Origin of the sequence: Streptomyces sp. NPDC087844, assembly GCF_044742785.1 — a bacterium.
Classification (GTDB): Bacteria; Actinomycetota; Actinomycetes; order Streptomycetales; family Streptomycetaceae; genus Streptomyces.
This window is the reverse complement of the sequence record NZ_JBIUVD010000012.1, coordinates 206,118-228,396: the sequence shown is the minus strand read 5'-3', so window position 1 is coordinate 228,396 and position 22,279 is coordinate 206,118. Positions and strand designations below refer to the sequence as shown.

Here is a 22,279-nt window from a genome sequence, read left to right as displayed (position 1 = left end):
GGCAGCCCCTCCCGGTGGGCGGCGCGCCGCGCGTTGTGGTGGGACGCTCGGGCGTGACGCGCACACGTCACCACGCGGCCACGGCACGTCCACCCCGCACTTCTAAGCTGCCGACGTTGCGCGACCCCGTCCCCGACCGGCGGACGGGGCAGCCCCGGCACCCCTTGGAGCGACAGTGGAACGTCGTACTCTCCTGCGCGCGGCCGTACTCGGTGGTTCAACGGCCGTCCTCGGCGGAACCCTGTGGCGCGGCGCCGCGTACGCCGCGCCCGCCCAGCCCGGCACGGGCCCGTACGGGGCACTCGGCCCGGCGGACGCCAACGGCGTCAGGCTGCCGAGCGGCTTCACCAGCCGGGTGATCGCCAGGTCGGGCCAGACGGTCACCGGTACCGCGTACACCTGGCACAGCGCCCCCGACGGCGGGGCCTGTTACGCCGACGGTACGGGGTGGATCTATGTCTCCAACTCCGAGATCAACCCGTCCGGCGGTACGAGCGCGGTGAAGTTCTCGTCGGCGGGCACCATCACGGGCGCGTACCGCATCCTGTCCGGCACCCGGCAGAACTGCGCGGGCGGCAGGACGCCGTGGAACACCTGGCTCTCCTGCGAGGAGGTGTCGCTCGGATACGTCTACGAGACCGACCCGTGGGGTGTGAACGCCGCGGTGCGCCGGGACGCCATGGGGCGGTTCAAGCACGAGGCCGCGGCGGCCGACCCGGTGCGCGAGGTGGTGTACCTGACCGAGGACGAGACGAACGGCTGCCTCTACCGCTTCGTGCCGACGACCTGGGGCAGCCTCTCCGCCGGCACCCTCCAGGTCCTGGTCGCCGGAACGGCCACCTCGGGCTCCTTCACCTGGGCGAACGTGCCAGACCCGGACGGCTCCCCCACCACGACCCGTACGCAGGTCTCCGGGTCGAAGAAGTTCAACGGCGGCGAGGGCTGCCACTACGCCGACGACACGGTCTGGTTCACCACCAAGGGCGACAACCGCGTCTGGCAGCTCAACCTGAGCAGCAACACCTACGAACTGGCCTACGACGACTCGCTCGTCACCTCCGGCACCGCCCCGCTGACCGGCGTCGACAACGTCACCGGCACCGCATCCGGCGACCTGTTCGTCGCCGAGGACGGCGGCACCATGGAGATCTGCGTGATCACGCCCGACGACGTCATCGCCCCGTTCCTGCGCGTCGACGGCCAGTCCGCCTCGGAGCTCACCGGCCCCGCCTTCTCCCCCGACGGCACCCGCCTCTACTTCTCCAGCCAGCGCGGCACCAGCGGCAGCTCGTCCGGCGGCATCACGTACGAGGTGACGGGTCCGTTCCGCGCGTAACCCCGCCCCGAAGCTCCCGAGGCTTCATGGACGACGGGCCCGTGAGCGGAGGGCTGTGAGCGGAGAGCTACTGTCCGGTCACGTCACGTTCGCATCACGGGTCCGTCGATCCGCCGCAGCACCGTGAGCCCCTCCCATACTTTCGTCACCTCACATCCGACTGATCACCTTCGTGATCATGCATACGGATATCGACAGTTATCTGGGGACTCACCGTGAACCTGTTCCGCAAGTCCGCCTCCGCGGCCGTCGCCGCGCTGGCCCTGGCCGCCCTCTCCGTCACCACCGCCGAGGCCCACGACGGCCTGCACCCGTTCAAGAACTGCACCGAGGCGTACGAGAACGGGTACTCGAACATCGTCAGGGGCGACGACCACTACGGCGAGCACCTGGACCGCGACAAGGACGGCATCGGCTGCGACAAGCCGCCCGCCGGCTTCGTCCCCGCGAGCGACCAGGACAAGAACACGGACGGCGAGGGCGCGGCCGACAAGGGCGCGCGGGACGAGGGCACGGACACCGGACAGCGGAACCCCGACCTCGCGGAGACCGGGGGCAGCGGCGCCACCCCGTACATCGCGGCCGGCGGCGCGGCCGTCCTGCTGGCCGGGGGCGGCGTGCTGTTCACCCTGCGCAGGCGCCGCGACACCCGCTGACGCACGGGCCCACCGGCACACCGGCACACCACGGAGAGGCGGTACCCCCGCACAGGGTGCCGCCTCTCCGCTTTCGCGCACCGGGTCCGTCGGCCGCCGGTGAGGGTGGGTGACGGATGACGGGCCCGGAGCCCCGTGGACCGTGGTTCATGGCCCGTGGACCGTGGACCTAGCCGTGGACTGGACCTAGCGGTGGTCGCTGCCCGTCGAGGACGAGGCCGCCCGGCCCGCCTCAAGCCGCGCCACCGGGATGCGGAACGGCGAGCAGGAGACGTAGTCGAGTCCCACCTCGTGGAAGAAGTGGACCGACTCCGGGTCACCGCCGTGCTCACCGCAGACACCGAGCTTCAGGTCGGGCCGCGTCTCACGGCCGGCCTTCACCGCGTCGCGTACGAGTTTGCCGACGCCGTCCCGGTCGATCGTCTCGAACGGGGAGACCCCGAAGATGCCCTTCTCCAGGTAGGCCGTGAAGAAGCTGGCCTCCACGTCGTCCCGGCTGAAGCCCCACACCGTCTGGGTCAGGTCGTTCGTGCCGAAGGAGAAGAACTCGGCCGCCTCCGCGATCTGACCGGCGGTCAGCGCGGCCCGCGGTAGCTCGATCATCGTGCCGAGCGCCAGTTTGAGGTCCACACCGGTCTGTTCCCGCACCTCGGCGATGACCTGCTCGGCCTCGTCCCGGACGATCTCCAGCTCCTGGACCGTGCCCACGAGCGGGATCATGATCTCGGCGCGCGGGTCGCCCTTGGCGTTCTTGCGCTCGGCGGCGGCCTCCGCGATGGCCCGTACCTGCATGGTGAACAGGCCCGGGATGACAAGGCCGAGGCGTACGCCGCGCAGGCCGAGCATCGGGTTCTGCTCGTGCAGCCGGTGGACGGCCTGGAGCAGCCGCAGTTCGTTCTCGTGCGGGTCCTGGCGGGCCTCCGCGAGCGCCACCCGGACCGACAGCTCGGTGATGTCGGGCAGGAACTCGTGCAGCGGCGGGTCCAGGAGGCGGACGGTGACCGGCAGGCCGTCCATCGCCTCGAAGAGCTGCACGAAGTCCTGCTTCTGGAGCGGGAGAAGCCCCTTCAGCGACTCCTCGCGCTCGGCGTCCGTGTCCGCGAGGATCAGCCGCTCCACGAGCTCGCGCCGGTCGCCGAGGAACATGTGCTCGGTGCGGCACAGGCCGATGCCCTGGGCGCCGAAGCGGCGGGCGCGCAGCGCGTCCTCGGCGTTGTCCGCGTTGGCGCGCACCCGCAGGCGGCGCTTGCGGTCGGCGAAGGCCATGATCCGGTGGACGGCCTCGACCAGTTCGTCGGCGTCGTCGGCGCCCGCGTGCATCCGGCCCTCGAAGTACTCCACGACGGGGGACGGCACGACCGGGACCTCGCCCAGGTAGACCTTGCCGGTCGAGCCGTCGATGGAGATGACGTCACCCTCCTCCACCACGTGCCCGCCGGGGACGGTCATCCGGCGCCGCTTGGTGTCGACCTCCAGCTCCTCGGCGCCGCACACACAGGTCTTGCCCATGCCGCGCGCCACGACGGCCGCGTGGGAGGTCTTGCCGCCGCGCGAGGTGAGGATGCCCTCGGCCGCGATCATGCCGTCGAGGTCGTCGGGGTTCGTCTCCCGGCGGACCAGGATGACCTGCTCGCCGGAACGCGACCACTTGACGGCCGTGTACGAGTCGAAGACCGCCTTGCCGACCGCGGCGCCCGGCGAGGCGGCGATGCCCCGGCCGATCTGCGACACCTTCGCCTCGTCGTCGAAGCGCGGGAACATCAGCTGGGCGAGCTGGGCGCCGTTGACACGCTGCAGCGCCTCGGCCTCGTCGATGAGGCCCTGGTCGACGAGCTGGGTGGCGATACGGAAGGCGGCACCGGCCGTCCGCTTGCCGACGCGGGTCTGGAGCATCCACAGCTGCCCGCGCTCGATGGTGAACTCGATGTCGCACAGATCCCGGTAGTGGTTCTCCAGGGTCTTCATGATCTGCATGAGCTGGTCGTACGACGTCTTGTCGATCCGCTCCAGGTCGGCGAGCGCCACGGTGTTGCGGATGCCCGCGACGACGTCCTCGCCCTGCGCGTTCTGCAGGTAGTCGCCGTACACGCCCTGGTGCCCGGAGGCCGGGTCGCGGGTGAAGGCGACGCCCGTGCCCGAGTCGGGGCCGAGGTTTCCGAAGACCATGGAACAGACGTTGACGGCGGTGCCGAGGTCGTGCGGAATGCGCTCCTGGCGGCGGTAGAGCTTGGCCCGCTCGGTGTTCCAGGAGTCGAAGACCGCGTGGATGGCGAGGTCCATCTGCTCGCGCGGGTCCTGCGGGAAGTCCCGCCCGGCCTCGGTCTTGACGATCTTCTTGAACTTGGTGACAAGCTTCTTCAGGTCGGCCGCTTCGAGATCGGTGTCGACCGCGACCTTCTTGGCGTGCTTGGCCGCCTCCAGCGCGTCCTCGAACAGCTCGCCCTCGACGCCGAGGACGGTCTTGCCGAACATCTGGATGAGCCTGCGGTACGAGTCCCACGCGAAGCGGTCGTCCCCGGCCTGCTTGGCCAGGCCCTGCACGGACCTGTCGGAGAGGCCGATGTTCAGGACGGTGTCCATCATGCCGGGCATGGAGAACTTGGCGCCGGAGCGGACCGAGACGAGGAGGGGGTCGTCGGCCTGTCCGAGTTTCTTGCCCATCTTCGCTTCGAGGGCGTCGAGATGCGCACTCACCTCGTCACGCAGTGCCGCGGGCTCGTCGCCGCTGTCGAGGTAGGTCTTGCAGGCCTCGGTGGTGATGGTGAAGCCGGGAGGGACGGGAAGGCCCAGGTTGGTCATCTCGGCGAGGTTGGCACCCTTGCCGCCGAGGAGGTCCTTGAGTTCCTTGTTGCCTTCGGTGAAGTCATAAACGAACTTCACGCTCGCGCCGACGCTCTCGACGCTGCCGCCGACGCCGCTGTCGCCGTTCGCGGCTACGTGGGGATCTTTGTTTTCCGACACGGGTCTCGACTCCTCGACGACGCGGTGGCTGCCCTGACGACGGGGAACATACCCAGATCGAAGGCGTCTGGGTACGTCCACTTGCGTGTCATGCGGCTGTAACCAGGCGTCCGCCAGCAGATCGAAAGTCAAGGGATGGTAAGCCGATGCGGCATACAGCGTTCACTTCTTGAAGGAGTCGGCGCGCACAGCCTCGGCAATACGCTCACCTGAGCGGCCATCGGCACGTCTGAGTTCACGTCGTAAATGACTAAAGGGTGGCACTGAGTGCCACCCTTTGAGAAGTGCAGTCGCTCAAGATCCGCTCATCTGAGCGAAACCTCGATCAGGCGTGGCGAGAATCACGCCGTTTCCGGCGCCCGGATTTCACCATGCGGACGCGTTCCCCGACCGGAAACACCACCGTCACACCGCCTCGCGCGCACGCCTGTCGCCTCACACGCCCATGGCGAGCAGGCGCTCCTCGATCCGCTCGGGCGCGTACAGGTGCTCCACCACCAGCGCACCGGCTCCGACCAGGGCCGCCCGGTCGCCGAGCCGGGACGTGACCACCTCCAGGTGCGCGGTGGAGCGGGGCAGGGCCCGCTGGTAGAGCAGTTCGCGGACGCCGGTGAGGAAGGCGGTTCCGGCCAGATCCCCGGCGATCATCAGGACCCCGGGGTTGAGCAGGGTCACCACCGTGGCGAGGACGTCACCGACGTGCCGCCCCGCCTCCCGCGCGAACGCCGCCGCGCCGGGGTGCCCCGAGGTGAGCAGATCGCGCACGTCCGAACCCGACGCCGCCGGAACCCCCGCCTCCGCCAGTCTGCGCGCCACGGCGCCCCCGCTGGCGACGGCGGCGAGACAGCCGTACGACCCGCATCTGCACAGCGCGTCGGCGCCCTCCGGGACCCGGATGTGCCCGATGTCCCCGGCTCCGCCGTCGATGCCCCGGTAGATCGTGCCGCCGACGACCACGCCCGCGCCGATACCGGTGGAGACCTTCACCAGGACGAAGGCCGAGCAGTCGGGGTGGGCGGTGCGCTGCTCCCCGTACGCCATGAGGTTGGCGTCGTTGTCGACCAGGACCGGGACCGGTCCGGCGCCCGTGTGCTCGGTGAAGGCGCGGGTGAGGCGGCCTCGTATGTCGTAGCCGTCCCAGCCGGGCATGATCGGCGGCTGGACGACCCGGCCCGTGCCCGTGTCCACGGGGCCCGGTACGGCGAGCCCGATCCCGCACACCTCGGCCGCCCGGTGCCCGGCCTTCTCCAGCAGTTCCGCGAACCAGCGGCCCAGTTCGCCGAGGACCACGTCCGGGCCGTCCTCGACGAGCAGCGGCCCCGCGTGCTCGGCCAGCAGCTCACCGGTCAGGGACAGCACGGCGGCGCGGGCGTGCCGGGTGTCGAGGTCGGCGGCGAGGACGACGGCGTGGGAGTCGTCGAACTCCAGGCGGACCGAGGGGCGTCCGCCGAGCGGCGAGTCCACCGGGCCCGCGGCGCCCTCGCGCAGCCAGCCGGCCCTGAAGAGCCGGTCGAGGCGCTGTCCGACGGTGGCCCGGGACAACCCGGTGACCTGTTGCAACGCCCCGCGGGTGGTGGCGCGCCCGCTGCGCACCAGCTCCAGCAGGTCGCCGGAGCTGGCCTGACCGCCGATCCTCCCGGTCGCTCCGGCCTTCCCGGCCCTGGTCGCCATTGCGCTGCTCCTCTCTCCGGTCCCGGCCATGCGGACCGGCGGACCCCTTGCGTTCCTCAACTCTGCATTACATATTGGGTTCTGCGTGTTAAATAGACGTAACTCAACGGTGGTTACTGCCGAACTGATCGGCCGCATGTCTTCGGGGAGACCTGAGTGGACCGCACGACCCAGCTCACCGCCCGTCCTACCGCCCGTCCTCCCGCCCGCCGCACCGTGCACCATGGTCCCGGCCGGGCGGGAACCGCCGTATACGACCCGGCCGATCCGCTCGATCCGGTCCGCCCGGCGGAGTCGCTGCACGCCAGGGCGGCCCGGGTGCTGGCCAGCAACTGGACGGGCACGTCCACGGTGCCCTCGCGCAGCCTGTATCCGCACCAGTGGTCCTGGGACTCCGCGTTCGTCGCGATCGGGCTGCGGCACCTGTCGCCGCTGCGGGCCCAGACCGAGCTGGAGACGCTGCTCGACGCGCAGTGGGGCGACGGCCGGATCCCGCACATCGTGTTCAACCCCTCCGTCCCCCTCGACGCGTACTTCCCGAGCCCGGACTTCTGGCGCTCCTCGACCGCGGGGCGCACCGCGGGCGCCCCCGGCACCGTACAGACCTCGGGCATCGTGCAGCCACCGGTGCACGCGCTCGCCGTGTGGCTGGTGCACGCCGCCGACCCGGGGCTGTCCCGGTCGCGGTCCTTCCTGTCCCGGATGTACCCGCGCCTCGCGGCCTGGCACCGCTATCTGCTGCACCGCCGGGACCTGGGCGGCGGAGGCCTCGCCTCGGTGGTCCACCCCTGGGAGCAGGGCATGGACAACGCACCGAGCTGGGACGCGCCGCTGGCCCGTGTCACACCGGCACCGGCCCGCTCCTTCCGCCGCGCCGACCTGGACCACGGCGCCGCCGAGGACCGGCCGACCGACCTGGACTACGGCCGGTACGTACGGCTGGCGACGGACTACCGGGACGGTGGCTACGCGGACGGCGGTCGCGGGGATCACGGTCGCGGGGGCGGTGGTCGCGGGGGCGGCGGGCGTCCCGGGAGCGGTGCCGGTGAATTCGCCGTGGAGGACCCGGCGTTCAACGCGCTGCTGATCGCCTCCGAGCACGCGCTGGCGCGGATCGCCCGGGAGCTGGGCGCGACGGGCACCGCCCGCTCCGCGCGCGCGGAGCGGCTGACTGCGGCGCTGGTCGACCGGCTGTGGGATCCGGTGGAGGGCATGTTCTTCTGCCGGGACGTGCGCACGGACGAGCCGATCCCGGAGCGCGGCGTCTCCGGTCTCGTCCCGCTGATCCTGCCGACGCTGCCACGCGAGACGGCCGCGACGCTCGTACGGACCCTGCGCGGGCCGCACTTCGGGCTCGGCGACACGACTCGGCTCGTACCGAGTTACGACCTGACCGGGCACGCCTTCGACCCGCACCGGTACTGGCGGGGACCTGCCTGGTTCAACACCAACTGGCTGGTGGAGCGGGGGCTCCGGCTGCACGGGGAGCTCTCGCACGCGGCCGAGTTGCGCGGCGCGCTGCTGGAGACGGCGGACACGTCCGGGTTCGCCGAGTACGTGGACCCGTACACCGGTGAGGCCTGCGGGGCGCTCGGTTTCAGCTGGACCGCCGCGCTGACGCTGGACCTGCTGCACGGGACGACACCGAAGGCGGCGATCGGGACGCCCGAGGCGGCGAACGAGAAGGCCGACTCGGTGCGCGGCACGACCGAAGAGTTCGGCGCGGACGCGGAGTTCAGCGCGGACGCGGAGTTCAGCGCGGACGCGGAGTTCAGCGCGACGGAGAAGTTCGGTGAGGGTGCCTTGGGAGGGGACCTGCGATGACGGAGCGGCAGCATCTGCTCGTACACGGCGGGACGTTCGTCGCGGTGGGCGACGGCGGGGACATCAGCGGAGTACGCGGCGGGGGCGGCTCGCACTCCGCTCCCGACGGAATGTTCGTGCGCGACGCCCGGCATCTGAGCCGCTGGCAGCTGACCGTCGACGGCGCGGTGCCCGAGGCGCTGTCGCCGGTGACGGACGGCGACAGCGCCCGCTGCGTCCTCGTGCCGCGCGGCGGCCGGCAGGAGCCGCCCGCCCACACCGTCTTTCGCGAACAGGCCGTCACGGACGGCGCGTTCGTCGAGTCGCTGCGCATCGCCAGCAACCGCCCGGTGCCGACGACGGTCCGGATCGCGGTCACCGCCGACGCCGACTTCACGGACCAGTTCGAACTGCGCTCCGACCACCGGACGTACGCGAAGACCGGCGCCGTGCGCTCCCGCCAGATCCTCGACGACGGCGTGGAGTTCAGCTATCAGCGCGGCGAGTGGCGGTCCCTTACGACCGTCACCTGTGAGCCCGCGCCGGACGGCGTCGAGGAGACCGGCACGGGCGCGCGGCGCCTGGTGTGGGCCCTCGACCTCGAACCGCACGGCTCGGCCGAACTGGCCCTGCGGGTGGCGGCACGCCCGCACGGTATGCCGCCCCCGGAGGTGCCCCTCACCCCGGCCGCCGCGAACGACCGGCTCCTCGCGCTGGAGGGGGAGTTCGCGCAGGGCGTGCCCTTCCCGACCGGCTGGCCCGAACTGGCCGCGGCGTGCGCACGGGGCCTGGCCGACCTGGCCGTGCTCCAGGTACCGGCGACCGGGCCCGACGGGGAGGAACTGCGCGTCCCGGCGGCCGGAGTTCCCTGGTTCCTCACGCTGTTGGGCCGCGACGCGCTGCTCACGTCCCTGTTCGCGCTCCCCTACCGGCCCCAGCTGGCCGCCGCCACCCTGCCCGCGCTCGCCGCGGCCCAGGCCACCGAGGTCGGCGTGGGCACGGTGGCTCAGCCGGGCAAGATCGTGCACGAGGTGCGGCACGGGGAACTGGCCCACTTCGGGCAGGTGCCGTACGGCCGTTACTACGGCTCGGTCGACGCGACCCCGCTCTTTCTGGTCCTCCTCGGCGCGTACGTCGAGCAGACCGGTGACACGGCGCTGGCCCGCCGCCTGGAGCCCAACGCCCGTGCGGCGATCGGCTGGATGCTGGACCACGGCGGGCTGACCTCGCGCGGCTATCTCGTCTACCGCGCGGACGAGGGCGGCCTCGCCAACCAGAACTGGAAGGACTCCCCGGGCGCGATCTGCTCGGGCGACGGCAGCCGGCCTACCGGGCCCGTGATGGCCGCGGGCGCGCAGGGGTACGCGTACGACGCGCTGCGCCGTACCGCACAGCTCGCCAGGACGGTGTGGGACGACGAGGTGTACGCGGCGCTGCTCGAACAGGCCGCCGGGGATCTCCGGGACCGGTTCCAGCGGGACTTCTGGATGGCGGACCGCGCCTTCCCCGCGCTCGCGCTGGACGGCGACGGGAACCACGTCGACGCGCTGGCGTCCGACGCGGGGCATCTGCTGTGGTCCGGGCTGCTGGACAAGGAGTACGGGGAGCTGGTGGGGCGGCGCCTGCTGGAGCCGGACTTCTTCTCGGGATGGGGTGTACGGACGCTCGCCTCGGGCCAGCCCGCGTACCATCCGCTCTCCTACCACCGGGGTTCGGTGTGGCCGCACGACAACGCGCTGATCACACTGGGGCTGGCGCGGTACGGGCTGCATGACGAGGCGCGGACCGTCGCGCACGGGCTTGTCGATGCGGCGACTGTCGCGGGGCACCGTCTGCCGGAGGTGCTCGCCGGGTACGGGCGCGGCACGCACGCGGAGCCGGTGCCGTATCCGCACGCGTGCGTGCGGGAGTCGCGGTCTGCGGCCGCACCTTTGGCGTTGCTGACCGCCGTCGGGGGGGCTTGACGTTCCACTGGGGGGAGGGACGTTTTACTGGGGGCGTGATTTCGGGTGCGGGCCGGTGGGGGTGGGCCGCGCAGTTCCCCGCGCCCCTCAAAAGCGCGGCTGCGCCCCGGCTTTGAGGGGCGCGGGGAACGGCGCAGTCTTTCGTCTTTTAGGGGCGCGGGGAACAGCGCAATCTTCTGCCTTTTCAGGGGCGCGGGGAACGGCGCGGCCAACCCCCGCCGAACCGCACCCGCCGAGCGCCGCTCACCCCCCGGACGTGTCCGACTCCGCGTCCTCGCTCACACCCGCACAGTCATACGGATCCTTCAACCACCCGTCCGGCAGGACAACCCGGCCATTGCCGGACGTACGCCCACGCGGCCCGTCCGCCCCCACCGGCCAGGGCTGGTCGAGTTCCAACTCCTCCAGCCCCTCCGCCAGTTCACTCAGCGACGAAGTGACCGCAAGGCGCCGACGCATCTCGGAGCCGACCGCGAAACCCTTCAGATACCAGGCCACGTGCTTGCGGAAGTCGATCACCCCGCGCGCCTCGTCCCCGATCCACTCCCCCAGCAGGGTCGCGTGCCGCACCATGACGGCCGCCACCTCGCGAAGGGACGGCTGGGCGTACTGACCGCCCCGCCCCTCGAACGCGGCGACCAGATCAGCGAACAGCCACGGCCGCCCGAGGCACCCCCGGCCCACGACGACCCCGTCGCACCCGGTCTCCCGTACCATCCGCAGCGCGTCGTCGGCGGACCAGATGTCCCCGTTCCCGAGAACGGGAATCTCCGGCACATGCTCCTTCAGCCGCGCGATGGCATCCCAGTCGGCCGTCCCGCCGTAGTGCTGCGCGGCGGTGCGCCCGTGCAGCGCGATCGCCGTCACCCCTTCCTCGACCGCGATACGACCGGCGTCGAGGAAGGTGATGTGGTCGTCGTCGATGCCCTTGCGCATCTTCATGGTGACCGGCAGGTCCCCCGCCCCGGCCACCGCCTCACGCAGGATCGCCCGCAGCAGCGGCCGCTTGTACGGGAGGGCCGAGCCGCCGCCCTTGCGGGTCACCTTGGGGACCGGGCAGCCGAAGTTCAGGTCGATGTGGTCGGCGAGGCCCTCTTCCGCGATCATGCGGACGGCCTTGCCGACGGTCGCGGGGTCGACGCCGTACAGCTGGATCGAACGCGGGGTCTCCGACGCGTCGAAGCGGATGAGCTGCATCGTCTTCTCGTTGCGCTCGACCAGCGCCCGCGTGGTGATCATCTCGCTGACGAACAGCCCCTTGCCCCCGCTGAACTCCCTGCACAGTGTGCGGAACGGCGCGTTCGTGATGCCCGCCATGGGGGCGAGCACGACGGGCGGCCGGACGGTGTGCGGGCCGATCTGCAGAGCGGTGTTCACCGCGGACGTGAGCGTGGGCATGCCCCCATTGTCACGTACGCCGGGCCATGACGGTAGTCGTTAGTTAGGCACACTACCGACACGGGCGTAACCTGGTGGGCATGCCTGAGCTCAGTCCCCGCCGGCGCCAGCTGGTGCTCGCTATCTGCTGCATGAGTCTGCTGATCGTGAGCCTCGACAACACCGTCCTGAACGTCGCGCTGCCCTCCATGCAGAAGGATCTGCACGCGAGCCTGGCGGGCATGCAGTGGACGATCGACGCGTACACGCTGGTGCTCGCCGCGCTGCTGATGCTCGCGGGCTCGACCGCCGACCGCATCGGCCGCCGGAAGGTCTTCATGGCGGGTCTGGTCGTCTTCACCGTCGGCTCGGTCCTGTGCTCGCTCGCACCGAACCTCGAATCGCTCGTGGCCTTCCGCATGATCCAGGCGGTCGGCGGCTCCATGCTCAACCCGGTCGCCATGTCGATCATCACCAACACCTTCACGGACCCGCGCGAGCGTGCCCGCGCGATCGGCGTCTGGGGCGCGGTGGTCGGCATATCCATGGCCGCGGGCCCGCTGGTCGGCGGCCTCCTGGTGGACTCGGTCGGCTGGCGTTCGATCTTCTGGGTCAACCTGCCGGTGGGCCTGGCCGCGCTCCTGCTCACCCTGCGGTACGTGCCCGAGTCCCGCGCCCCGAAGGCCCGCCGCCCCGACCCGGTCGGCCAGCTCCTGGTGATCGCGCTGCTCGGCTCGCTGACGTACGCGATCATCGAGGCGCCCAGCTCGGGCGCCGGCAAGATCCTCGTCTTCGGCGGAATCGCCCTCGCCGCCCTCGTCACCCTCCTCTGGTACGAGCCGCGCCGTGACGAACCCCTCATCGACCTGCGTTTCTTCAGGTCCGCGCCGTTCAGCGGGGCCACGGTGGTGGCGGTCAGCGCGTTCGCGGCGCTGGGCGGTTTCCTCTTCCTCTCGACCCTCTACCTCCAGAACGTCCGGGGCCTGAGCGCGCTCGACGCGGGCCTGTGGATGCTTCCCATGGCGGCCATGACCTTCGTCTGCGCGCCGCTGTCCGGACGGCTGGTCGGCAACCGGGGGCCGCGGCTGTCCCTGCTCGTCGCGGGCACGGCGATGACGGTGAGCGGGGTGCTGTTCGCCGCGCTCGAGGCCGAGACGGCGAACGTGACGCTCGTCATCGGGTACGTGCTCTTCGGGCTCGGCTTCGGTTTCGTGAACGCGCCCATCACGAACACGGCGGTGTCCGGGATGCCCCGGGCGCAGGCCGGGGTGGCGGCGGCGGTGGCGTCCACCAGCCGTCAGATCGGGCAGACGCTGGGCGTCGCGGTGATCGGCGCGGTTCTGGCGTCGGGCGTCGGCACGTCGTCCTACCGGGGCGCGTTCGTCTCGGCGGCCCGCCCCGCCTGGTGGATCATCGCGGCCTGCGGCCTGTCGGTCCTGGTCGTCGGCGCGGTGTCGAGTGGGCGCTGGGCCCGCCGGACGGCCGAACGCACGGCGAACCGCCTGTCCGCCCCGGAGGTGCAGGAGTCGGCGAAGGCCGCGTGACCTCGCGGACCGGCGGGGGCAGATCGCGCCGTTCCCCGCGCCCCTCAACGACCGCGCCGTTCCCCATGAGACGCGCCCGCCGAGGAGACTCATCACCGGCACCAGGGCCGACTCCCCCAGGGTCGTCTCGCAGGGTCGTCTCGCAGGGGCAAGGGCAGCTTTTTTGGCCATGCCCGCACGCCAGCGCGCCCTGGCAGGCCCACAATGCGCGGAATGTGCACGGAACTCACCGGATACGCACCCCCGTTGATGTTGTTCTTGTTGCACACTCCTTAGCGCGCGCAAGCTGAGCGCGACCACCAGGAGGCGTCATGCTGCAGATCAACACCAGCAAAGTCAGCCGCTGGGATCAACACGGACGTGAGCACGTCGTACGGGTACAACGCACGGGCATGCAGCGGACGATCAGATGTGACACATGCGGCTGGCGCAAGCCGGCCCAGTTCCTGCCCTGGCTGAAGGCCGAGGAGCACCTGACAGAGGCCCACCAGGCAACAGTGGACCCGAGCTGAAGGTAAAAAATCGCGCCGTTCCCCGCGCCCCTGGAAAGGGGCGCGGGGAACGGCGCGATCTTCTGCCCACTAGCAGCCGATGAGCCGACTGGCCAGGTACCCCTCGATCTGGTCGAGCGAAACCCGCTCCTGCTTCATGGTGTCCCGCTCACGAACCGTGACCGCGTTGTCGTCGAGCGTGTCGAAGTCGACGGTCACACAGAACGGCGTACCGATCTCGTCCTGCCGCCGGTAACGGCGACCGATCGCCCCGGCGTCATCGAAGTCGATGTTCCAGTTCTGCCGCAGGGCGGTGGCGAGACCCTTCGCCTTCGGGGACAGCTCCGGGTTCCGCGACAGCGGCAGTACGGCCACCTTCACCGGCGCGAGCCGCGGGTCGAGGCGCAGGACCGTCCGCTTCTCCATCTTGCCCTTGGCGTTGGGCGCCTCGTCCTCGACGTACGCGTCGAGGAGGAACGCCAGCATCGCGCGGCCGACACCGGCCGCGGGCTCGATGACGTACGGGGTCCAGCGCTCGCCGGCCTCCTGGTCGAAGTAGGACAGGTCCTGGCCGGAGGCCTTGGAGTGCGCGGAGAGGTCGTAGTCCGTGCGGTTGGCGACGCCCTCCAGCTCACCCCACTCGTTGCCGCCGAACTGGAAGCGGTACTCGATGTCGGCGGTGCGCTTGGAGTAGTGCGAGAGCTTCTCGGCCGGGTGGTCGTACCAGCGCATGTTCTCCTCGCGCATACCCAGGCCGGTGTACCAGTTCCAGCGCTCCTGCATCCAGAACTCCTGCCACTTCTCGTCCTCGCCCGGCTTGACGAAGAACTCCATCTCCATCTGCTCGAACTCGCGGGTCCGGAAGATGAAGTTGCCGGGCGTGATCTCGTTGCGGAAGGACTTGCCCATCTGCGCGATGCCGAACGGCGGCTTGCGGCGCGAGGTCTGCTGGACCTGGGCGAAGTTGGTGAAGATGCCCTGCGCGGTCTCGGGGCGCAGGTAGGCGACGGAGCCGCTGTCCTGCGTGGGGCCGAGGTGCGTGGAGAGCAGGCCGGAGAACTGCTTGGGCTCGGTGAACGTGCCCTTGTTGCCGCAGTTGGGGCAGTTGAGGTCGGCGAGCCCGTTCTCGGGGAGGCGGTTGTGCTTGGCCTCGTACGCCTCCTCAAGGTGGTCGGCGCGGTACCGCTTGTGACACGAGGTGCACTCGGTGAGCGGGTCGGAGAACGTGGCGACGTGACCGGAGGCCACCCAGACCTCGGTCGCCAGGATCACGGACGAGTCGAGACCGACGACGTCCTCACGCGACGTCACCATGTAGCGCCACCACTGACGCTTGATGTTCTCCTTGAGCTCGACACCCAGCGGCCCGTAGTCCCAGGCGGCTCGCTGGCCGCCGTAGATCTCACTGCACGGATAGACGAAGCCACGGCGCTTGCTCAGGCTGACGATGGAGTCGATCTTGTCGGCGGCCACGGTGCTCTCTTCATTACGACGACGGGCGTTGAAGCGATTGCTTCACAGCGATTGCTTCAGAGCGAATGCTTCAGATTACCGGCGGCCCCGCCCCTCGGATCAAATCGGTTGGGGTGCGGGCCGGACGCCGGTCCTCCACTCACCGTCACACCCCACGCATACCGGGATGAAGTCCAGATCACAGGGCAGCTTATTGACAATCGTTTCCACATCAGCTGAAAATGACTGTCATGAACGTACGACGACGCCACATATCCGCCGGCGTGATCGCGGCGACCACCGCCCTCACCCTCGGCTCCCTCTCCGCCTGCTCGTCCGACTCCGACTCCGGCGCGGCCGACGGCGAGGGCGGCGGCAAGCTCGACGTCGTGGCGTCGTTCTACCCGCTGCAGTTCCTCGCCGAGGAGATAGGCGGGAGCCACGTCAGCGTGAGCACCCTGACCGAGCCCGGTCAGGAGCCGCACGACCTGGAGATCAGCGCCAAGCAGACCGCGCAGCTCCAGGAGTCGGACGTGGCTCTCTATCTGAAGGACCTCCAGCCCTCCGTCGACGAGGCGATAGCCCAGTCAGAGGTGAAGACGAAGGTCGACGCGGCCACCCTCACCAGCCTGGAGAAGCACGGTACCGAGGTCGGCGGCCACGCGGCCGAGCACGAGGACGAGCACGGCCACGAGGACGAGGAAGGTTCCGGCCTCGACCCGCACATCTGGCTCGACCCCGTGAAGTACGCCGAGGTCGCCGAGGGTGTGGGCAAGGCCTTCGAGAAGGCCGACCCGGACAACGCGGCGACGTACAAGAAGAACACCGCGGCGCTGGTGGAGAAGCTGGACGGACTCGGCACCCGCTTCGAGGACGGCCTCAAGAACACGAAGACCAAGGTCTTCATCACCACCCACGCGGCCTTCGGTTATCTCGCCGAGCGCTACGGCCTCACCGAGGAGGCCATCAACGGCCTGGACCCGGAGAACGAGCCCAGCGCCAACCGCGTCAAGGACCTTGAGAAGATGGCCAAGGCGGACGGCGTCTCGACGGTCTTCTACGAGACCCTCGTCAGCGACAAGACCGCCAAGACCATCGCCGCGGACGCGGACCTCAGGACCGATGTGCTCGACCCGATCGAGGGCATCACCGAGAAGTCCAGGGGCGACGACTACATCCAGGTCATGGACGCCAACCTCAAGGCGCTGCGGACGGCCCTGGGAGCGAAGTGACCGCGAAATGACAGCAATATGATCAGTCCCAGCCTCAGCAGTTCTCGGAGGACGTCGGCATGACGAACGAGCCCGGCACACCGGCCGCCACCCCGCGCCCGCCTGTCATCTCGCTGCGCGGTGTGACGGCCGAACTCGGCGCACGCCCCGTCCTGCGCGGCATCGACCTCACCGTGCACCGCGGTGAGGTCGTCGCGCTGCTCGGCGCCAACGGCTCCGGCAAGTCGACGGCCATCCGCACGATCATCGGCCAGGTCCCGGTCACGGGCGGCGAGATCGAGCTGTTCGGCACTCCCCGGCGCCGCTTCGGCGACTGGGCGCGCGTGGGCTACGTACCGCAGCGCACGACGGCCGCAGGCGGAGTACCGGCCACGGTGACCGAGGTGGTGTCCTCCGGGCGGCTGTCCCGCGCCCGCTTCGGCGTCCTGCGCAGGGCGGACCGCGAGGCCGTACGGCACGCCCTGGAGCTGGTGGGCCTCGCCGACCGTGCCAAGGACTCCGTGGACGCCCTCTCCGGCGGCCAGCACCAGCGCGTCCTCATCGCCCGCGCGCTGGCCTCCGTACCCGAACTGCTGATCATGGACGAGCCGATGGCGGGCGTGGACCTGGCGAGCCAGGAGGTCCTTGCCGCGACCTTGCGGGAGCAGGTCGCGGCAGGCACCTCCGTCCTCCTCGTGCTGCACGAGCTGGGCCCGCTGGAGCCGCTGATCGACCGCGCGGTCGTCCTGCGCGACGGCTGCGTGCTGCACGACGGCCCGCCCCCGCGGGCGCTCGGCCAGCACGCGCTGCCCGGCCACGACCACGTACACCCCCACGCGGCCCACGACGCCGAACCGATCCGCACAGGACTGCTGAGCTGACCGCCATGAACCTCGCCGCGAACCTCGAAATCCTCGATTACGCCTTCATGCAGCGGGCCCTGCTCGCCGCCGTCCTCGTCGGCATCACCGCACCCGCCGTCGGCATCTACCTGGTCCAGCGCCGCCAGGCCCTGCTGGGCGACGGCATCGGCCATGTCGCGATGACCGGTGTCGGCCTCGGTTTCCTGCTCTCCTGGTCCCCGGTCTGGATGGCGACGGCCGTCTCCGTGGTCGGCGCGGTCCTGATGGAACTGATCCGCTGGTACGGCAGGACGCGCGGCGACATCGCGCTGGCGATGCTCTTCTACGGGGGCATGGCGGGCGGTGTGATGTTCATCAACCTCGCGCCCGGCGGCTCCAACGCCAACCTGACCTCGTACCTCTTCGGCTCGCTCTCGACGGTGTCGGAGTCGGACGTGACGGCGATCTGCCTCCTGGCCGCCTTCGTGGTCCTCGTGACGGTCGGTCTGCGCAGGCAGCTGTTCGCGGTGAGCCAGGACGAGGAGTTCGCGCGGGTGACGGGGCTGCCCGTACGCGCCCTGAACCTGCTCACAGCGATCACGGCCGCCGTCACGGTCACGGTCGCCATGCGGGTCGTCGGCCTGCTGCTTGTCTCCGCGCTGATGGTGGTCCCGGTGGCCGCCGCGCAGCAGCTGAGCCGGAGTTTCGCCGCCACGTTCGCGATCTCGGTGGCGATCGGCGTCAGCGTGACGATCGGCGGCACGGTGACTTCTTACTACCAGGACGTACCGCCCGGCGCGACGATCGTGCTGCTGACCATCGGGGCGTTCATGCTGCTCACGGTGGCGGCGACGCCGCTGGCCAGGCGGCGTGCGCGGGCCGCCGCGCAGGTCGCGGCGGCCGAGGCGGGCGACCCGGCGGAGTGTGTCATTCCCGGCACACGCAACCCGACCGGAAAGGTCGGCGTCTGACCGGGCCCAGCTCGGGCTGGCACAATGGCCCGGCAAGCCGCAGACGCTTTGGAGGCAACGGTGACGACCGCTGGACCGCCCGTTCGGGGCCGTTCCACCCGCCAGCGTGCCGCCGTGGCGGCGGCGCTCGACGAGGTGGACGAGTTCCGTAGTGCGCAGGATCTGCACGACATGCTCAAGCACAAGGGCGATTCTGTCGGGCTCACCACGGTGTACCGCACGCTGCAGTCGCTCGCGGACGCGGGTGAGGTGGATGTGCTGCGCACGTCCGAGGGTGAGTCGGTGTACCGCCGCTGTGCGAGCGGGGACCATCACCATCACCTGGTGTGCCGGGTGTGCGGCAAGGCCGTGGAGGTGGAGGGACCGGCGGTGGAGAAGTGGGCCGAGGCCATCGCCGCGGAACACGGCTACGTGAACGTCGCCCACACGGTGGAGATCTTCGGCACCTGCGCGGAGTGCGCCGCGCGCGGCCAGGGGGTATGAACCTCGGCCTGAGGCCAACGATTGCGCAGTTCCCCGCGCCCCTAGGTTCTAGGGGCGCGGGGAACTGCGCAATCGTTGACGTCAGCCAGCGTCGGGCCGCCCCCGCATGTCCGCCTCCATCGCGAGAAGGTCCTCGTTCGGGACAGCCCCCCCGAACCGCCGGTCCCGCGACGCGTACTCCACGCACGCCCGCCACATGTCCCGCCGGTCGAAGTCCGGCCAGAGCACGTCCTGGAAGACCATCTCCGCGTAACTGGACTGCCAGATCAGGTAGTTGGACGTCCGCTGCTCCCCACTGGGGCGAAGGAACAGATCCACGTCAGGCATGTCCGGGTAGTACAAGTACTTCTGGATCGTCTTCTCGCTGACCTTCTCCGGGTCGAGCTTCCCCGCGGCGACATCCAGAGCCATCGCCTTCGCCGCGTCGGCCAGCTCCGCCCGCCCTCCGTAATTCACGCAGAAGTACAGGGTCATCGCGTCGTTGTCCTGCGTCTGCTCCTGCGCGACCTGCAGCTCCTGCACGACGGACTTCCACAGCTTGGGCATCCGCCCGACCCACCGGATCCGGATGCCGAGGTCGTTCATCTCGTCGCGCCGGCGCCGGATGACGTCCTTGTTGAAGTTCATGAGGAAGCGGACCTCCTCGGGCGACCGCTTCCAGTTCTCCGTGGAGAAGGCGTACAGGGACAGGTTCTTGACGCCCAGCTCCAGGCAGCCCTTCAGGACGTCCATGACGACGCCCTCCCCGACCCGGTGCCCCTCGGTACGCGGCAGACCGCGCTCCTTGGCCCAGCGCCCGTTCCCGTCCATCACGCACGCCACGTGGTTCGGGATCAGCTCGCCGGGAAGCCTGGGCGCGCGGGCACCGGACGGGTGCGGCTCCGGCGTCTTGTACTCGCGGCGCTGGCGCCCCAGGATCCCGCGTACCACCATCTGCTTCTCGTCTCCTCAGATCTCGTACAGCCGGTTGTTACCGCTTCTGCTGCCGCTCACGTGCTTTTCTCGACGTACCGCAGCGAGCGCAGTCCGCGCTCCAGGTGCCAGTGCAGGTAGGCCGACACCAGGCCGCTGCCCTCCCTGACGTACCGCGGCTCGCACGCGTCCGCGAGCGCCCAGTCCCCCGTCAGCAGCGCGCCGAGCAGTTCGAGGGCCCCCGCCGAGGGTACGACGCTGCCGGGCACCCGGCAGTCGACGCAGACGGAACCTCCCGCGGCGACCGAGAAGAAGCGATTCGGTCCGGACATGCCGCATTTCGCGCAGTCGTTGAAGCTGGGCGCGTACCCGTTCACGGCGAGGGAGCGCAGCAGGAACGCGTCGAGGATGAGGTGCGGCGCGTGCTCGCCCTGGGCGAGGGTGCGCAGCCCGCCCACGAGCAGCAGGTACTGCTGGACGGCGGGCTCGCCCTCGTGGTCCGTGAACCGCTCGGCCGTCTCCAGCATGGCCGTCCCGGCGGTGTAACGGGCGTAGTCGGTGACGATCCCGCCGCCGTACGGAGAGATCGTCTCGCTCTGGGTGCACAGCGGCAGCCCGCGTCCGATCAGCTCGCTCCCGCGCGCGAAGAACTGCACGTCGACGTGGGAGAAGGGTTCGAGCCGGGCTCCGAACTTCGACTTCGTCCGGCGCACCCCGCGGGCCACGGCCCGTACGCGCCCGTGACCGCGAGTGAGCAAGGTGATGATCCGGTCCGCCTCGCCCAGCTTCTGGGTGCGCAGCACGATGCCGTCGTCGCGGAACAGGCTCATGGCCCCATTCTCGCGTACGTTCGGGGCGCCCTTGCCGAAGGCCCCTTCAGGGGACCTCCCCACGACTGCGGGCGTTGGTGTACGCGGTCGCCGCGCTCAGCCGTTCCGCCATGGTGGCTCCCCGCACGGCGTCCGGCAGGCAGTCCCACTCCCGGCCGCCGCCGTACGGTCTCAGCTGTACGTACGGCCCCTCGTGGCCCATCACCCTGCCGACCCGCCCTGTTCTCGTATCGACGACGTACGAGCCGACCACCGGCTTCACCGGAGCACCGCCGCGAGTCGGGCCGCCGTCTCGACGGAACACCGGCCCAGTTCCACGAGGGGGCACGGCGACTCCCGCGCCAGAGTCGCCGGGTCGATCCGGAGTGTCGGCAACTTAATTCCTGCCGTTGCGAGTGCTTCACGCAATTCCTTCACCGTTTCCTCCGCTTGTTCGACGCAGGCCGTCGAGTGCAGCGCGTTGGTTTCTTGCTGGGCAGACCTCACGGTGTTCCCCTTCGCTTTGGTGTTTCACGCTTTTCGTCTACACCGTGACACCTGACACCTAGACTCCGGAAGACCCGCACACTCAGCAACACCGGTGCAGTACAGGGGGTTTTCCATGGCCAATGGTTCACGGCAAGCGGCTTGGGAGTTCTTCGGAACAGAGCTGAAGAGACACCGGGAGGAGGCGGGGCTGACGCAGGCGGAGTTGGGTTATCGCGTTTTTGTGTCGGGCGGCTACATCGGGCAATTCGAACAGGCAATTCGTAAACCGCAGTTGGATGTGGCGGCGCGTATCGACGAGGTCCTACAAACCGCCGGCTTTTTCGAGCGAACATGGCGAAAGCTGATCGATGACCGTCGGTACGCGGACTATTTCGCCGACGTGGTGGAGCTTGAGCGGACGGCGACGAAGATCTGCGAGTTCGCACCGACGCTGGTGCCGGGGTTGCTGCAGACGGCCACGTACACGCGAGCGGTGACGTTGGCCGGCAACCCGTTCGCCACTGACGCCCACATCCAGGAGAAGGTCACCGCTCGCATCGAGCGTGCGCAGATCCTGGCCAGCGCTGCCCGGCCCGCGTATTGGGTGATCCTGCACGAGCAGGTGCTGCGTATTCCGGTCGGCGGCGGGTCGAACATGGTCAAGCAGCTGGAACATATCGCGGGGCTCGCGCAGCAACGCAAGGTACTGGTGCAGGTGCTGCCGACCTCGGTTGGGGCGTACCCGTTGATGGGCCGCATGGTCAGGCTCTTCGAGTTCGAGGACGCGCCGCCAGCCGCCTATACAGAGGCCGTGTATTCGGGGAATCTGCTGGACGATCCGGCCCTGGTGAAGCGCGTGCAGGGGACATACGATCTGCTTAGGGCCGCCGCGCTGCCGCCGGAGGCGTCCCTGGCCCTGATCGCATCGGCGGCGGAGGACCACAGACGATGCGCGAGTTCGACTTGAGTAACACCCGCTGGCGCAAGAGCAGCTACAGCGACGACAACGGCGGCGAATGCGTCGAGGTCGCCTACGACTTCGTTGGCGCGGCCCGCTGGCGAAAAAGCACCCACAGCGACGACAACGGCGGCAGCTGCGTCGAAGTCGCGTACGACTTCGTCGGCGCCGCCCGCTGGCGCAAGAGCAGCTACAGCGACGACAACGGGGGCGACTGCGTCGAGGTAGCCGACGGAGTCCCCGGCATCGTCCCCGTCCGGGACAGCAAGGTCGCCGCGGGACCCGTCCTCCTCATCGGACCCCGCGCCTGGACGCAGTTCATCGGCACCGTGGCGGCCTGACGCCCGCA

At 70.0% G+C, this 22,279-nt stretch carries 19 protein-coding genes; 12 read left to right on the top strand and 7 right to left on the bottom strand.

The window, feature by feature from the left end:
- Positions 1–175 precede the first annotated feature (175 nt).
- Together ACIOKD_RS24055 and ACIOKD_RS24050 are read left to right on the top strand one after the other, a co-directional pair.
- Entirely contained in the window at positions 176–1,336 is a 1,161-nt protein-coding gene (locus tag ACIOKD_RS24055; RefSeq protein WP_402087485.1) for an alkaline phosphatase PhoX, read from the top strand.
- A 215-nt stretch (positions 1,337–1,551) separates the two neighbouring features.
- Entirely contained in the window at positions 1,552–1,992 is a 441-nt protein-coding gene (locus tag ACIOKD_RS24050) for an LAETG motif-containing sortase-dependent surface protein (RefSeq protein ID WP_402087482.1), read from the top strand.
- A gap of 186 nt (positions 1,993–2,178) precedes the next feature.
- Here ACIOKD_RS24050 and ppdK read toward each other — a convergent pair whose 3' ends face one another.
- Together ppdK and ACIOKD_RS24040 are read right to left on the bottom strand one after the other, a co-directional pair.
- A complete protein-coding gene (gene ppdK / locus ACIOKD_RS24045; RefSeq protein ID WP_402087479.1) occupies positions 2,179–4,953 on the bottom strand; it encodes a pyruvate, phosphate dikinase in 2,775 nt (924 codons plus the stop codon).
- A 435-nt stretch (positions 4,954–5,388) separates the two neighbouring features.
- Positions 5,389–6,624 carry an ROK family protein gene (locus ACIOKD_RS24040; RefSeq protein ID WP_402087476.1) on the bottom strand — a complete coding sequence of 412 codons (1,236 nt, stop codon included), beginning with the start codon at positions 6,622–6,624 and terminating at the stop codon, positions 5,389–5,391.
- Positions 6,625–6,780: 156 nt separating this feature from the next.
- Between ACIOKD_RS24040 and ACIOKD_RS24035 the strand changes: the two genes are divergently transcribed.
- On the top strand, positions 6,781–8,448 hold the full coding sequence (locus ACIOKD_RS24035; protein ID WP_402087473.1) for an MGH1-like glycoside hydrolase domain-containing protein: 1,668 nt from the start codon (positions 6,781–6,783) through the stop codon (positions 8,446–8,448).
- Entirely contained in the window at positions 8,445–10,391 is a 1,947-nt protein-coding gene (locus ACIOKD_RS24030; RefSeq protein WP_402087470.1) for a glycogen debranching N-terminal domain-containing protein, read from the top strand. The genes ACIOKD_RS24035 and ACIOKD_RS24030 overlap by 4 nt, the downstream gene beginning before the upstream one ends.
- Before the next feature lie 243 nt (positions 10,392–10,634).
- Here the strand turns inward: ACIOKD_RS24030 and dusB are convergent, their stop codons facing one another.
- Positions 10,635–11,789, bottom strand: a complete 1,155-nt coding sequence (gene dusB / locus ACIOKD_RS24025) for a tRNA dihydrouridine synthase DusB (RefSeq protein WP_402087468.1) — start codon at positions 11,787–11,789, stop codon at positions 10,635–10,637.
- Positions 11,790–11,869: 80 nt separating this feature from the next.
- Between dusB and ACIOKD_RS24020 the strand changes: the two genes are divergently transcribed.
- Complete coding sequence (locus ACIOKD_RS24020; RefSeq protein ID WP_402087465.1) at positions 11,870–13,312, top strand: MFS transporter; 1,443 nt, start codon at positions 11,870–11,872, stop codon at positions 13,310–13,312.
- Positions 13,313–13,623: 311 nt separating this feature from the next.
- Entirely contained in the window at positions 13,624–13,824 is a 201-nt protein-coding gene (locus ACIOKD_RS24015; protein ID WP_189775877.1) for a hypothetical protein, read from the top strand.
- 69 nt (positions 13,825–13,893) lie between these two features.
- Here ACIOKD_RS24015 and ACIOKD_RS24010 read toward each other — a convergent pair whose 3' ends face one another.
- Positions 13,894–15,276: a glycine--tRNA ligase gene (locus tag ACIOKD_RS24010; protein ID WP_402087462.1), complete on the bottom strand. Its 1,383-nt coding sequence runs from the start codon at positions 15,274–15,276 to the stop codon at positions 13,894–13,896.
- A gap of 230 nt (positions 15,277–15,506) precedes the next feature.
- On the opposite strand from ACIOKD_RS24010, the gene ACIOKD_RS24005 reads away from it, so the two are divergent.
- The 4 genes from ACIOKD_RS24005 to ACIOKD_RS23990 are packed head-to-tail and all read left to right on the top strand — an operon-like array spanning position 15,507 to position 18,762.
- Positions 15,507–16,487 (top strand): metal ABC transporter substrate-binding protein, encoded by a 981-nt coding sequence (locus ACIOKD_RS24005; protein ID WP_402087459.1) that lies wholly within the window; start codon positions 15,507–15,509, stop codon positions 16,485–16,487.
- Positions 16,488–16,546: 59 nt separating this feature from the next.
- Positions 16,547–17,347: a metal ABC transporter ATP-binding protein gene (locus ACIOKD_RS24000; RefSeq protein ID WP_402087456.1), complete on the top strand. Its 801-nt coding sequence runs from the start codon at positions 16,547–16,549 to the stop codon at positions 17,345–17,347.
- 5 nt (positions 17,348–17,352) lie between these two features.
- Entirely contained in the window at positions 17,353–18,279 is a 927-nt protein-coding gene (locus ACIOKD_RS23995; protein WP_402087454.1) for a metal ABC transporter permease, read from the top strand.
- Between the two features lie 60 nt (positions 18,280–18,339).
- On the top strand, positions 18,340–18,762 hold the full coding sequence (locus ACIOKD_RS23990; RefSeq protein ID WP_402087451.1) for a Fur family transcriptional regulator: 423 nt from the start codon (positions 18,340–18,342) through the stop codon (positions 18,760–18,762).
- An 81-nt stretch (positions 18,763–18,843) separates the two neighbouring features.
- Here ACIOKD_RS23990 and ACIOKD_RS23985 read toward each other — a convergent pair whose 3' ends face one another.
- Genes ACIOKD_RS23985 through ACIOKD_RS23975 form a run of 3 tightly spaced genes read right to left on the bottom strand, consistent with a single transcriptional unit; the run spans position 18,844 to position 20,766 of the window.
- Positions 18,844–19,695 (bottom strand): isoprenyl transferase, encoded by an 852-nt coding sequence (locus tag ACIOKD_RS23985; protein WP_402087448.1) that lies wholly within the window; start codon positions 19,693–19,695, stop codon positions 18,844–18,846.
- Between the two features lie 56 nt (positions 19,696–19,751).
- Positions 19,752–20,504 (bottom strand): DNA repair protein RecO, encoded by a 753-nt coding sequence (gene recO / locus ACIOKD_RS23980; RefSeq protein WP_402087445.1) that lies wholly within the window; start codon positions 20,502–20,504, stop codon positions 19,752–19,754.
- Positions 20,505–20,550: 46 nt separating this feature from the next.
- Positions 20,551–20,766 carry a hypothetical protein gene (locus ACIOKD_RS23975; protein ID WP_402087586.1) on the bottom strand — a complete coding sequence of 72 codons (216 nt, stop codon included), beginning with the start codon at positions 20,764–20,766 and terminating at the stop codon, positions 20,551–20,553.
- Between the two features lie 339 nt (positions 20,767–21,105).
- Between ACIOKD_RS23975 and ACIOKD_RS23970 the strand changes: the two genes are divergently transcribed.
- Both ACIOKD_RS23970 and ACIOKD_RS23965 read left to right on the top strand, forming a co-directional pair.
- Positions 21,106–21,939, top strand: coding sequence for a Scr1 family TA system antitoxin-like transcriptional regulator (locus tag ACIOKD_RS23970; protein ID WP_402087443.1), 834 nt, complete (start codon positions 21,106–21,108; stop codon positions 21,937–21,939).
- Positions 21,921–22,271, top strand: coding sequence for a DUF397 domain-containing protein (locus ACIOKD_RS23965; RefSeq protein WP_402087440.1), 351 nt, complete (start codon positions 21,921–21,923; stop codon positions 22,269–22,271). Before ACIOKD_RS23970 ends, ACIOKD_RS23965 begins: the two co-directional genes overlap by 19 nt.
- The last annotated feature ends 8 nt before the right edge of the window (positions 22,272–22,279 follow it).

Excerpts from the sequence above, each read along its gene's own strand:
- ACIOKD_RS24040 (WP_402087476.1), bottom strand. The coding sequence starts at position 6,624 with ATGGCGACCAGGGCCGGGAAGGCCGGAGCGACCGGGAGGATCGGCGGT.
- ACIOKD_RS24030 (WP_402087470.1), top strand. The coding sequence starts at position 8,445 with ATGACGGAGCGGCAGCATCTGCTCGTACACGGCGGGACGTTCGTCGCG.
- dusB (WP_402087468.1), bottom strand. The coding sequence starts at position 11,789 with ATGCCCACGCTCACGTCCGCGGTGAACACCGCTCTGCAGATCGGCCCG.
- ACIOKD_RS24020 (WP_402087465.1), top strand. The coding sequence starts at position 11,870 with ATGCCTGAGCTCAGTCCCCGCCGGCGCCAGCTGGTGCTCGCTATCTGC.
- ACIOKD_RS24015 (WP_189775877.1), top strand. The coding sequence starts at position 13,624 with ATGCTGCAGATCAACACCAGCAAAGTCAGCCGCTGGGATCAACACGGA.
- ACIOKD_RS24005 (WP_402087459.1), top strand. The coding sequence starts at position 15,507 with ATGAACGTACGACGACGCCACATATCCGCCGGCGTGATCGCGGCGACC.
- ACIOKD_RS24000 (WP_402087456.1), top strand. The coding sequence starts at position 16,547 with ATGACGAACGAGCCCGGCACACCGGCCGCCACCCCGCGCCCGCCTGTC.
- ACIOKD_RS23995 (WP_402087454.1), top strand. The coding sequence starts at position 17,353 with ATGAACCTCGCCGCGAACCTCGAAATCCTCGATTACGCCTTCATGCAG.
- ACIOKD_RS23985 (WP_402087448.1), bottom strand. The coding sequence starts at position 19,695 with ATGGTGGTACGCGGGATCCTGGGGCGCCAGCGCCGCGAGTACAAGACG.
- recO (WP_402087445.1), bottom strand. The coding sequence starts at position 20,504 with ATGAGCCTGTTCCGCGACGACGGCATCGTGCTGCGCACCCAGAAGCTG.
- ACIOKD_RS23970 (WP_402087443.1), top strand. The coding sequence starts at position 21,106 with ATGGCCAATGGTTCACGGCAAGCGGCTTGGGAGTTCTTCGGAACAGAG.
- ACIOKD_RS23965 (WP_402087440.1), top strand. The coding sequence starts at position 21,921 with ATGCGCGAGTTCGACTTGAGTAACACCCGCTGGCGCAAGAGCAGCTAC.